Source organism: Polycladomyces subterraneus (assembly GCF_030433435.1).
GTDB lineage: Bacteria > Bacillota > Bacilli > Thermoactinomycetales > JIR-001 > Polycladomyces > Polycladomyces subterraneus.
Genome location: NZ_JANRHH010000031.1, coordinates 156,884 through 168,657, shown reverse-complemented (window position 1 = coordinate 168,657; position 11,774 = coordinate 156,884). Strand labels below are relative to the sequence as shown.

Below are 11,774 nucleotides of genomic sequence, written 5' to 3'. Positions count from 1 at the left end.
CATCAAACGTGATCGGCAAGGCAATGAACCATTTGCGCTTCTTCTTGTAGAGCTTCGCCGTTCCTTGTTTGGCCATTCCGTCGATGATCCGATCCAGCCATTGTTGCTGATATGACCGAGCCACAACCGGCACACCGATGCGCTTCTCCAGCATAGGGAACGACACCGTGTAGAAGTCGCCGTTTTTCTCGACTTTTAGGTTCTGATTGTTGAACGAACACCACATCTTCCTGAATACCCGAGCTTGTTGGTGTTTCTTCTGCGATTTCACATCCCGGATCGTTTGGTTAATGATTGCAGACGGGAACTTCTCGTCAGAAAACTCCTTGAAAATCTTGCTGGTCGCCTTGTTCACGTCGGGATGAAGCAAGAGCCAGTTTGCAAACTCCGTGTTGATCTGGGTCATTCGTTCATACATGGCCTGTTTGAATTTGGTTGGTTGATACAGTTCCAGCTTGAGTGTGATGGTGGGCATCCATTCACCCCCTTTTCTTTTGTTCTTCCACATATCGCTGGATCGTTTCTCTTGAAACGTTTCCAGCTGTACTAACGAAGAATGAGCGTGTCCACAAGCTGGGCAAATGAGACAAGTAATTGAAATCTTGCCTCAGTTTTCTAGAAGTCACCACCTTCAATTTTGCCATGATGCCAGATGGCGAATCACTGGGTAGACAGTTGTAAAACAGATGAAAGTGATCTGGCATCACTTCCATGGCAAGGATATCCCAGCCGTTTTCCTAACAGATGTCTTTCACCAACTGTTTGAATCTCTCTTCCACTTGGTTGATCAACATTTTTCTGCGATAACGTGGGCAGAAAACAAAGTGGTAGTGAATCAAAGATACCGTCTTTTTGGTCCTTCTCTAAGCGCCCTCTTCAGAGGGCATAGAGCTAACGCCGCCTTTCATCCCACGATTGAAACCGTGGGCTTTTAGGCGACTTTTTCTGTAAGGAAACGACACCTGCTCCTCCGCTACGGTGGTTTCAACCACCTGGAGAGAACGTGCATTTAATACGACCACCGCGGCCAACTGCTTGTCCGTTTCCGGATCATAGGCCACATCCACCCCAGCCACGTATCGGACATCATGCAGTTGGTCCGTTCTGATCACTTGAGCTGATAGACCGCGCTGAAGCCGTTCGGCTTCCACCGGATCGAGATCCCACCTATGCATCATGACGGGTTCCATGGTTCTACCTCCCACCCGTCTCCCCTTCGGCGTACCGCCCATACTTCACCGTGCGGCAGGGAAAAATCCCACAGTTCACGCGGATTCCGTTTCACCCACTTGGCATGAAACAGGCGAATCGGGCCTGTGTGGGCAACCGCCACTACCGTATCCCCGCTTCCATGGCGAACGGCCAATGCTTCTAGCCATAAACTTATGCGTTGTTCCATTTCCTGCAAACATTCGCCGCCGGGCGGTGACACACACCAGGGATCATCATACCAGCGCTGCAAATGCATCTCTCCATTCGCCGCAATCTCATCGTACGTTCGCCCTTCCCATTCTCCGAAGGCACATTCCCGTAACAAGGGGGTTACCTGAACCGGTACGGACGGGTGATGGGCGGCAATCACTGAAGCTGTTTCTTCGGCTCGGCACAAATCACTGGTGTAGATCGCCGACACCGGTTCGCGTGACAGCCGCTCCGCCACCTTACGCGCCTGTTGTCTCCCCCGTTCATTGAGCGGATCATCCCAATGGCCGACATACCGTCTTTGCCGGTTGCCCTCCGTCTCTCCGTGACGCACCCAGATCAGCCGCACACCCTCACCTCCACACACAAAAAGCGACCAACACCGCCGCCTCCGTCACTTCCACGATCGCGCCGTACACGTCTCCCGTTAATCCACCGACCCTGCGGATCACCCGCCAGGCCATCCATACCGTCACCACCAGGGTGACTATCAACGGCAACATGGCAAACCCTCCGCCTGCCACTGCGAGCAGGATGATGCCGAAAGCCCACGCCCCGGCCATCTGCCACCCTGTTAGCGACGCTTTTAACTGGGAACCAATCCCGTCCTGCCGAACATAAGGCCAGAAATATAAGGCCGACAGGATCGCCATCCTACCGGCCACGGGGGCGGAAAACAGCGCAACAGTGGCGTGAATTCCCATATCATGTACCGCCGCCATTTTCACCAATATCACAAACAATGCTGCCAAAACGCCCATCGCCCCGACCCGGCTGTCCTTCATGATGGCCAAGGTTTGTTCCCGGTCCCGGTTGGCCCCCATCCCGTCCGCCGTATCCATCAATCCGTCCAGATGAAGGCCTCCCGTCAGTCGTACCCACACCCCCACGACCAGTACGGTGCGAATCCAAGGCGGCAGCCAAGGCTCCGTCAACCAATTGAACCCGGCGAGGCACAACCCAATCACACCGCCCACCGCAGGGTAGAACCCAGAACTGCTTCTCCATCCGTCCGAATGCAGCCAACGGGCGGGGACTGGAATACGTGTCATAAAGGCCAATGCGGACCAAAACCCTCTCATCCTTTCAACCTCCAGGGAATCCCCGAAACCACCATCCACACTTCATCGGCGAATCGGGCCGTGAGTTGGTTGACTCTCCCCAACGTTTCCTGAAACAACCGCCCCATCGGTGACAGGGCCACACCGCCCAACCCCGTTTCATCGGTGACGATCACCGTTTTTTGTCGGCCAAAACAGGGAAGGAGCCGGTGCCATTCCGTTTCCAACTCTTCAGGCAATCGGCGAAATTGCTCCCGGTCTGATTCGTCGACATTCATCACCCGGTTGGCCACCCATGCGGAAAGGGAGTCGATCAGCACGATGTCGTAGGGTTCGGGATGGGACAGCCATTTTTGCGGTTCCAGCGGCTCCTCGATCAATCCCCAATCATGCGGACGACGTTGGCGGTGAAGCTCCACTCTCGCCCGCATCTCTTCATCCCGGGGAGTTCCACCCGTGGCAACGTAGAGGACACGTCCTCCCCACGACCGACAAATTTCTTCCGCGAAGGCGCTTTTTCCGGAACGAACTCCGCCGGTCACCATCACCACGCTCACGAAGAAGCCGCCTCCTCATCCTCATCTAAACATTGTTTCAGGACCTTCACCAACCGTTCATGGTCTTCGTCGGTCCGCACGGCCACGCGGAAATAACGCTCGTCCAGTCCGGGGTAATCAGCACAGTTGCGAATCAGAATCCCCTGCTGTCCCAGTTGTTCCTGCAACCATGCCGCAGTTTTTCCCTCCCGTTCGAGACGAACCAGGAGGTAGTTGGTTTCGCTCGGGTACACTTTCAACCCCGGGATCCGGCTCAACTGCATGCGCAAAGACATCCGCGCCTGCTGCACCCATTCACGCACCCTCTGTTCGTACTCCTGATCCTGAAGGGCCGCTTCGCCGAGCACCTGTGCGACCGCATTGACGCTCCATGGAACCTGACGTTGTTCCAATCGTTTGACCCACTTGGGACTGGCCACCGCATAGCCGAGACGAACCCCTGCCAACGCATGGAATTTGGTGAGAGAGCGGAGCAGGATCACGCTCGGGTACGATTCGATCTGGCCAATCAACGACATGCGCTCCCCGTCGGGAATGAAATCGAGAAATGCCTCATCCACCACCAGTACCGTCTGGCAACGTATCGCCTCTTTGGCCACCTGTTTCAGTTCGTCAAAAGAGATGCAAAGTCCGGTCGGATTGTTGGGATAGCCCAGAAACACCAGATCCGTTTTGCGCACCAGTTCGCAAAGGCGTTCCACCGGCGGCAAAAAATGACTCTCTTCCTCCCCATATAGCGGGACAATCTCGATGTCACGCTTTTTGGCACTGCTGGTATAAGCCGAGAATGCAGGATACACGATCCCGACAACTGACGGTCGCACCACATCCAGAATCAGCTCGATCAACTCGGCGGCACCGTTGCCAATGGCGATCCGGGTCGGCGTCAGGTTGTGCCGCTCTGCCAACAATGCCTTCAACCTGCGCGACCGAGGGTCTGGATACTGGGTGATCACCGGCAATCCTTCCGTTTCCAGTATGCCTTTCAAAGCCTGCTTCACCGATGGCGGAGGACCAAAAGGCACGATATTGGCGCTGAAATCCAGGAACGAATCAGGGTCAAGACCGAACAACTCGGATGCCGTCACTCTGTCGCCACCATGACCGTATCGTTCCAATCGGGACAAACTGATCCCCTCCTCAATCCTTGTTCATTCGCCAAAAGGCAGGGCCCGATGCCCTGCCTGAAAAACCGTTCATTACACCATGGTAACGGAGACACCATGAGACTACTGACAAAAGCTTTTAACCACACGCGATTATTCTCTTTTTCATTTCACCATGTTTTCTTCACCAAATCAATGAAAATCACAAATCACCGAAGTCCAATCCGCCCGCTTTGGCATAATTGGTCACCTTTTGTTCGAAGAAATCCGTTTTGGTTTGGTTCAGGTTGGAGAAATGTTCCACCCAGCGCAAGGGATGTTCCGTTTGTTCCGGATACAGAATGCCGAAGCCGAGTCGTTTCATCCGCTCATTGGCTAAATATTTGATGTAACGTTCAATCAGCTCATTGCTCAACCCGTCGATTTCGTTGTTGGTGATGTATTGCCCCCACCGAATTTCATGCTCTACGGCCGTACGGGTCATGTCACGCAACTCTTCGATCCGTTCCGGCGTGAACAAGTTCGGATTCTCCTTTTGCATCTCCTTCATCATGTTTTGGAAGAGCACGACGTGGGTCAGCTCATCCCGTTGAATATATTTAATGATCGTGGCTGTGGCCGTCATTTTCCCTTGCCGGGCCAAAGTGTAGAAGAAGGTGAATCCGCTGTAGAAGTAGAGCGACTCCAGCAAAAAGTTGGCCATGCATGTTTTGACAAACTGCCAGTCGTCCTGGTGTTCGACAAACTGTCGATAAAGATCGGCGATGAATCGGTTGCGACGCAGCAGGTGTTCGTCGTTCCGCCACTCGTCATAGATGTTCTCCCGCATCTGTGGAGAACAGACGGTATCCAGGATATAGCTATAGGATTGGGCGTGGATCTCTTCCTGGAACGCCTGGATGTTGAGCAGTGACGCCACTTCCGGTGCCGTGACGTACTCCCGGATGTTGGGCAGGTTCTCGCACTGGATGGAATCCAAAAAGTTGAGAAACGAAATCGTTTTGTCAAAAGCACGCCGCTCGGCCGGTGTCAGCTCCTCGAATTGTTTGGCGTCACCGGTCAGCGAAATCTCCTCGGGAATCCAGAAGTTGTTCAGCATCGTGCGATACATTTTGTACGCCCAATCGTACTTGATCCGGTTCCATTCCCGCAGATTGGTGGTGTTGCCGTTGATCATGCGCTGGGTGCCGCGTTGACCGTGTTCGTTGAAAATTTTTTTTCGTTGCAGTTTCTCCATTCTCTTTCCTCCTACCAATTGAGCAAAAGTAGAGCAGGATTAGGGTGTGTCTGGTGAACACTGTCCACATTGCTCCCTTACGGAATGACCAGACACCCCTTTGTCACTCATCCGAGCAAAATCGATCCACCCGAAGTCTCAGGGTTGGGACACACTTTAGGACGAACAGCTGACGCATTCTTCTACTTCCAACGATTGATTGCGCACATAGTAGACGGTTTTCAGCCCGTTTTCCCATGCGGCCAGATACATGGACAAAAATGCCTTGGCGTTGGTGTCCGGCGTGATAAACAGATTGAACGACTGCGACTGGTCGATGTGGCGTTGACGAATGCCGGCAGCGCGAATGCTCCACATCTGGTCGATCCGGTGCGCCTCTTTGTAATACCAGAAGGTTTTCTCCGAGAGATTGGGGGCGGTCTGCGGAATCAGCGCTCCCCGTTTCTCCTCGACAAAAAACTTGGCATACACCGGATCGATCCCGGCAGTCGAACCGGCGATGAGCGAGGTGGACCCCGTCGGTGCGACGGCAATCATCCAAGCATTGCGCACCCCGTATCGGCTCACTTCCTCCCGCAGTGTTTGCCAACGCTCTCCGGTGTAGCCGCGCCGGTCAAAGAACGCGCCAGTCTGCCACTCGCTTCCTTCAAACGCCGGATACGCTCCTTTTTCCTTGGCCAGCTCCATAGAGGCCCGGATCGTCTGATAGGCAATCTCCTCAAACAACCGATCCGCTTCGGCCAGATGTTCTTCCGATTCCCAATCGATCCCTTTTTGTGCCAGGTATTGATGGTATCCGCTCGTACCCAATCCGACGGCCCGGTACCTGCGGTTGGTCACTTCCGCCTGTTTCACCGGATACAGATTGAGGTCAATCACATTGTCGAGCATGCGCATCTGGATCGGGATGATGCGCGTCAAATCCTCCAGGGACGTGATTCGTCCCAAATTGATGGACGACAGGTTGCAGACGACAAAGTCCCCCGGTTTTTGCTTGGTGACGATGACACCGTCCTCCAACTCCTCGCTGATCAGCTCGGTGGGGGACATGTTTTGGCAAATCTCCGTGCACAAGTTGGAAGAATAGATCATTCCCTTGTGTTTATTGGGATTGAGTCGGTTGACTGTATCGCGGAAGAACAGAAACGGCGTCCCGGTTTCATAGGCGCTCACCATGATACGCTTCATCACTTCAATCGCCGGGATTTCCTTATGGCTCAGTTCCGGGTGATTGACACACGCCTCATACCGCCGTTCAAACTCCTCTCCCCAGGCGTCTTCCAAGCTGAATCCCATCACCTCACGCACTTCATGCGGGTCGAACAGGTACCACATACCCCGTTCCTTCACCCGTCGCATAAACAGATCGGGGATGCATACACAGGGGAAGATATCGTGCGCTTTTAAACGGTCGTCACCGTTGTTGGTCTTCAGGTTCAAAAAGTCCAGGATGTCTGCATGCCACACATCCAGATAGATGGCGAATGCCCCTTTACGCACACCCAGTTGATCCACCGCTACGGCAGTGTTGTTGAAATTACGCACCCAGGGGATGACACCGCCGGAAGCGCCTTTGTGCCCGCGAATTTTGGACCCCTTGGACCGCACCTTTCCCAGATAGATGCCCACACCGCCACCGTGTTTGGACACCTGGGCGGTAGCGGTGTTGGTATTGTAAATAGACCACAGCGAATCGTCGACGGTATCGATGAAACAGGAAGAGAGCTGGTGCAACGGTCGCCCCGCATTGCTCATCGTCGGTGTCGCCACCGTGACCTCCAAACGGGACAACACGTCGTACATCCGTTTGGCCCACGTCAACCGGTCCAGTTCCTTCATCGCCAGATGCATGGCGATCACCATGAATCGTTCCTGCGGCAACTCCATTACCGCACCGTCATAATTCCGCACGAGATACCGGTCCGCCAGAATCTTCAATCCGATGTAATGAAACAACTGATCCCGCTCCGGACGGATGGAAACTTCCAGTTCGCGGATTTCCGCCTCAGTGTAATGTTCCAGCAGATAGGAACCATACAACCCTTTCGCCGTCAACTGTTGAAGCAGATCGTAAAAATCCCCGTACGTTCCCTGCTCGCGATCATATCCCCGGTTGTGCGCTGCCGTACGATACAATTCCTCCGCCAGCAAACGGGCTGCGACAAACTGCCAACCCGGTTGATCGACGCTGGTTTGTTCTACCGCCGTATGTGCCAATGTCCGCAAAACTTCTCGGTCCGTCATGCCTTCCCGCAGCTGCGCCTTGGCAGCGACGATCAGTGAATGGGCATCAAGATTTCCCGTCTCTTCGCAGACCGAGCGAACGAGCGACTCCCAGTCCGTCTCTTTTTTTACTTCTACTTGTTCCATCTACAAGCACCCTTTCCCATTTCAGATGCGGACAAATAAAAAACTTCCCTTTCAAGGGAAGTGTTTGATGGGGGCACTAATCCAACCGTGAACACAAAAACGGCACGACCCGCATAAGCCGATCGTACCGATCGCGACACGCGGCACATCAAACACCTCCCTATCCTCGTAGGTCAACGGTGTTGTCGGAAAAGGCAGGTCTCCTGGCTCATGGATCATCGCATTGGGGGCTGCTAGTTGATCGATCTGAGAATTGACCTGACATACTGCCCCCTGATGGCCGTGTCTTCCCGTCTTTCGACAGTGACATACGGCCCGGCTCCCCATTCACAGTGGCGGGACCGCGCCGGATTTTCACCGGCTTCCCTCTTCGAGAGTGGACAATCCACTCCACCTTTTCCCACGGTATGTCGTTGTCCAAAAGTAGGTCCATTGTATCTTACCGGTTTTCCAATTGTCCAACCTCTTCATCCGTCAAAAACAGACGAAAAATCGATCGCGGAAGATCTATTCAAACACTATACCTTGTATAATGATTTTTTGACCAATACTACAACTTGTGTTTTTCAATCCCCCCATCGGAAGAATCGGATTGACAAGACGATGGATGCCGCAGCGATCCCGATCAATACGGTTACATCACGACCGCAATCCCAGATGGATGACTCATTCCATGTTCGGCGAAGCAGGTCGACCACATAGTAGAGCGGCAAAATCTTGGCCGCCTTTTGCAGGATGGAAGGCATCATCTCGAGAGGAAACGTGGCCCCCGACAAAAACAGCATCAAATTCAAAAACAGGGAACTGATCGCTGTGGCTGTCCGACTGTTTTTCGCCAGGGAAGTGAGGAATAATCCGAACGGGAGCAGTGCCAAGATCGACAACAGCAACCCGGTGATGACACTCAAAGGGTATTTGGGTGCGTCCAAATGGTACACCGACCAACCGAACACCACGATGACGACCGCACTGATGAGAAAGATAAGGGTACCATACAACATATAGGCCCCCAATACCATCCAGGAGTGGACAGGGGTGGCCTGGTACCGACGTAGAACTCCCTGCTCCCGGTATGCCGCCAACACCGTTCCGATGGTGAAAAGCGCAGTTGTCAGCAAATTGACCGCAATCCAGGAAGGGATGTACATGTCACTGTAACTCCATCCTCCCGGCATCTTTTTGTTGCCGAACATGGAGCCGAACAGCCAGATCATCAGGACGGGGAAAGAGAAACGTCCAGAAGACAGCCTGCTTTTCCCGGAAAAACAACTTCATTTCCATCCAAGTCAATCTGCCGAGTGCGTTCATGCGGATTCCTCCTTCACCAGAGAAATGAACAAATCCTCCAAACTCCCCGTTTCAAAGCGGAAAGAACGAATGATCCATCCTTCCTCGTCCGCTAACCGGAACAGATGCAATGCGGCCGATTGCAAATCCCGGGCAAACACGTGATACACATGTCCGTCCCGTTTCACTTCGGACACTCCCGGCAGCATACGCAGCCGCTGTTCGTCCGCCTCAAACGATTCGACATGCAGATAACGGACTTTGCCCCATGTGGCCACCAGTCTTTGCGGCTTGTCCACAGCGAGGATCCGTCCTTTGTGAAACATCGCCACCCGGTCGCACAAGCGTTCCGCTTCTTCCATGTAATGGGTGGTAAGGACAATCGTTTTTCCTTCTTTGCGCAGCTGGAGAATGAGTTCCCACAATTCCCGCCGGGCGTGCGGATCCAATCCGGCGCTGGGTTCATCGAGAAAGACAATTGCCGGATCATGAATTGTGGCGAGCGCGAGCGTGACCCGTTGTTTCCAACCGCCGGACAGCTGTCCGAAGGGTGTATCCAGGTACGGTTCCAAGCCCAATGCGTTGACAATCGGGTCGATTTCCCGCCTATTTCTGTAGAAGGAAGAAAACAATTGAAGGGCCTCTTTCACTTTCATCCGTTCCTGTACCGACGTGGACTGGAACTGGATTCCGATGCGTTCCCGCAATTCGTATGGATGCGTATCCGGGTCTAACCCGAGAATACGAATCGTTCCCTCATCCCGCTTCCTCAATCCTTCCAACATTTCAATCGTCGTCGTTTTACCCGCCCCGTTTGGTCCCAAGATTCCGTAGATTTCGCCCATATTCACCGAAAAGCTCACATCGTTGACGGCATGGACATTTCGGTAGCGTTTGTGCAAATGTTCCACAACAATGACCGGTTCCATCACGAATCACTCCTTTTCCACATCCATTCGAATTGCAACAAAGCATTCACCATACGTTTCGAACTGGAGATTTCCATTCCCTGCAACCACTCGACTGAACATTCGGGAAAATATGGGGACAAGCAGATCTGGAGCGGCTTCACTCCCCATCTTTTCAACTGTCCGGTTACTGGAGGGCTAAAAAAATAGCCCCCTTTGGGAACCAACATGTCGAACGGATCACTTGTCAAGCTGAGAAGTCACTTTTCAAGCCAAACCTCCAAACCGATCGTATCCTCTTGAATCTTGCATGTCTGAAATTTGCTCTTTGATACCAACTGCCTAAACTCCTCTTTCGTATAAGCCCGTTTGATGAGTGACAATCGAAATATCCATTTTGTCAGGAGGTATTGAAATCCGGTTAAACCCAACTCCTCTTCAATATGTTTATCCACTGCTTCCGGGGAAACATCTCCCCGCAAATCGATGATCACGGCTTTTCCGCCGTCCTTCAACACCCGATTCATCTCGTCAAGGGCAGCGACGGGCTGTGAAAAGTTTTTAAAGGCCGCTCGACAGATGATAAAATCAAATGTTTGATCATCAAAGGGCATCCGGGAAGCATCCCCTTGACGAAAGTCAATTTCCACACCCGCTTCTTTGGCTTTCTCGCGCGCAATTTCAACAAATTTTTTACTGATGTCCAAACCGGTTATTTTGTAATTGCCGAGCTTTGCAAGTTCGATCGACAAGTATCCCGGGCCAGGGGCAAGCTCAAGAACAGCTGCTTCTTCCGGGACACATGCAGCCACCTTTTCCGCATCTTTTTTGTAATCCTCAATGTTGTTCTGGGTACTTTTCGCATACCACGTGGCAATGGGACCGTCCATTCCGATGCCCTTATAACCCTTTTGGGCTTTTTTGGACATGTAACTTCCTCCTTATAAAGGTGTGAACTTATTCCCCTGTGTCCATCTCTGTATCAGAGGCTATGAACTGGCGGAGCCACTCTTCGCTCCAAGTAATCCGTTTGGAACGCAAATCGTCGATGAGTGAGCGGACCCACTGGAGCTCAGCTTCGAGCATCGCGCGTAAATATTCCATCTCAAGCAGAAAGAGTCTGGGTAATACACCTCCCTCTTGGCGAAGCTCGGAATCGATACGAGCCAACTTGTCAGTAACTGCAGCCTCCCGTTTCTCCAGTTGGCATAACACATCAGCGGGGGTAAGCAAAGGTAATAGGGAGACCGCTGCCGGAAATTCTGGGAACTCCTGAGCAGATGTTGAAAGCATATCCCGCAACCAATCCCGAGCGATTTGTAGCCCTTTCTCGGTCAGTTCATAAATCGTCCGCTCAGGGCGGTTTTCCTCACGCGAGGTCTCCCGAACAGTAATCAGCCCTTCCCGCCGTAGTTGTTTGATGGTCTGATAGAGGCTCGCCCGCCGCTGAACGTTGATGACCTGATCCTTCCCGCGTTCCTTGATCAGTTGCTGCATCCGGTAGGGATGCATGGGTTTCTCATATAGGAGCACAAGTACAGCTAGAGCTAAAGGTGAGCGTTGAAATGATCGTGCCATAGTCATTATTTTACTAGGTATTTTATATCTAAACAATGGGTATACACACCCATACTATCTGTCGGTACTGCCTGGGAAAACGGAGGTTGTGCAATTCTGGACTATGTCCGATACAAATATTTATTGATAGGCTACGAGACTGGAACGAACAGTTGCACCATGTGATGTATTTCATACCATAGCAACAATTTTCCGCCAATGACGGTCTTCTCTTATCCCTGTCCACTCCTCTTTATTCTGCATATTTT

General features: G+C 52.6%; 12 protein-coding genes, 2 pseudogenes and 1 riboswitch. All 14 genes and pseudogenes read right to left on the bottom strand.

Annotated features, from left to right (window positions below; genetic code table 11):
• Nucleotides 1–475: pseudogene (locus NWF35_RS07840) on the bottom strand (RNA-guided endonuclease TnpB family protein); the annotation flags it as partial.
• 4 nt (nucleotides 476–479) lie between these two features.
• Nucleotides 480–839: pseudogene (gene tnpA / locus NWF35_RS07835) on the bottom strand (IS200/IS605 family transposase).
• Between the two features lie 24 nt (nucleotides 840–863).
• The gene (locus NWF35_RS07830) at nucleotides 864–1,190 is read right to left on the bottom strand and encodes an endonuclease V (protein WP_301238496.1); all 327 of its coding nucleotides are present in this window, start codon (nucleotides 1,188–1,190) and stop codon (nucleotides 864–866) included.
• A complete protein-coding gene (locus NWF35_RS07825) occupies nucleotides 1,175–1,771 on the bottom strand; it encodes a histidine phosphatase family protein (RefSeq protein ID WP_301238495.1) in 597 nt (198 codons plus the stop codon). Before NWF35_RS07825 ends, NWF35_RS07830 begins: the two co-directional genes overlap by 16 nt.
• A gap of 4 nt (nucleotides 1,772–1,775) precedes the next feature.
• On the bottom strand, nucleotides 1,776–2,504 hold the full coding sequence (gene cobS / locus NWF35_RS07820) for an adenosylcobinamide-GDP ribazoletransferase (RefSeq protein ID WP_301238494.1): 729 nt from the start codon (nucleotides 2,502–2,504) through the stop codon (nucleotides 1,776–1,778).
• Nucleotides 2,501–3,040 carry a bifunctional adenosylcobinamide kinase/adenosylcobinamide-phosphate guanylyltransferase gene (locus tag NWF35_RS07815; protein WP_301238493.1) on the bottom strand — a complete coding sequence of 180 codons (540 nt, stop codon included), beginning with the start codon at nucleotides 3,038–3,040 and terminating at the stop codon, nucleotides 2,501–2,503. The genes cobS and NWF35_RS07815 overlap by 4 nt, the downstream gene beginning before the upstream one ends.
• A complete protein-coding gene (gene cobD, locus NWF35_RS07810; RefSeq protein WP_301238492.1) occupies nucleotides 3,037–4,167 on the bottom strand; it encodes a threonine-phosphate decarboxylase CobD in 1,131 nt (376 codons plus the stop codon). Before cobD ends, NWF35_RS07815 begins: the two co-directional genes overlap by 4 nt.
• A gap of 181 nt (nucleotides 4,168–4,348) precedes the next feature.
• A complete protein-coding gene (locus NWF35_RS07805) occupies nucleotides 4,349–5,383 on the bottom strand; it encodes a ribonucleotide-diphosphate reductase subunit beta (RefSeq protein WP_301238491.1) in 1,035 nt (344 codons plus the stop codon).
• A gap of 156 nt (nucleotides 5,384–5,539) precedes the next feature.
• A complete protein-coding gene (locus NWF35_RS07800) occupies nucleotides 5,540–7,753 on the bottom strand; it encodes a ribonucleoside-diphosphate reductase subunit alpha (RefSeq protein WP_301238490.1) in 2,214 nt (737 codons plus the stop codon).
• Nucleotides 7,754–7,929: 176 nt separating this feature from the next.
• A riboswitch (cobalamin riboswitch) is annotated at nucleotides 7,930–8,166 on the bottom strand.
• A gap of 153 nt (nucleotides 8,167–8,319) precedes the next feature.
• Complete coding sequence (locus tag NWF35_RS07795) at nucleotides 8,320–8,946, bottom strand: ABC transporter permease (protein ID WP_301238489.1); 627 nt, start codon at nucleotides 8,944–8,946, stop codon at nucleotides 8,320–8,322.
• Entirely contained in the window at nucleotides 8,903–9,061 is a 159-nt protein-coding gene (locus NWF35_RS07790) for a hypothetical protein (RefSeq protein WP_301238488.1), read from the bottom strand. The genes NWF35_RS07795 and NWF35_RS07790 overlap by 44 nt, the downstream gene beginning before the upstream one ends.
• Nucleotides 9,058–9,969, bottom strand: a complete 912-nt coding sequence (locus tag NWF35_RS07785; protein ID WP_301238487.1) for an ABC transporter ATP-binding protein — start codon at nucleotides 9,967–9,969, stop codon at nucleotides 9,058–9,060. The genes NWF35_RS07790 and NWF35_RS07785 overlap by 4 nt, the downstream gene beginning before the upstream one ends.
• Nucleotides 9,970–10,208: 239 nt before the next feature.
• A complete protein-coding gene (locus tag NWF35_RS07780; protein WP_301238486.1) occupies nucleotides 10,209–10,877 on the bottom strand; it encodes a class I SAM-dependent methyltransferase in 669 nt (222 codons plus the stop codon).
• A 28-nt stretch (nucleotides 10,878–10,905) separates the two neighbouring features.
• Nucleotides 10,906–11,526, bottom strand: a complete 621-nt coding sequence (locus NWF35_RS07775) for a PadR family transcriptional regulator (protein WP_301238485.1) — start codon at nucleotides 11,524–11,526, stop codon at nucleotides 10,906–10,908.
• Nucleotides 11,527–11,774 lie beyond the last annotated feature (248 nt).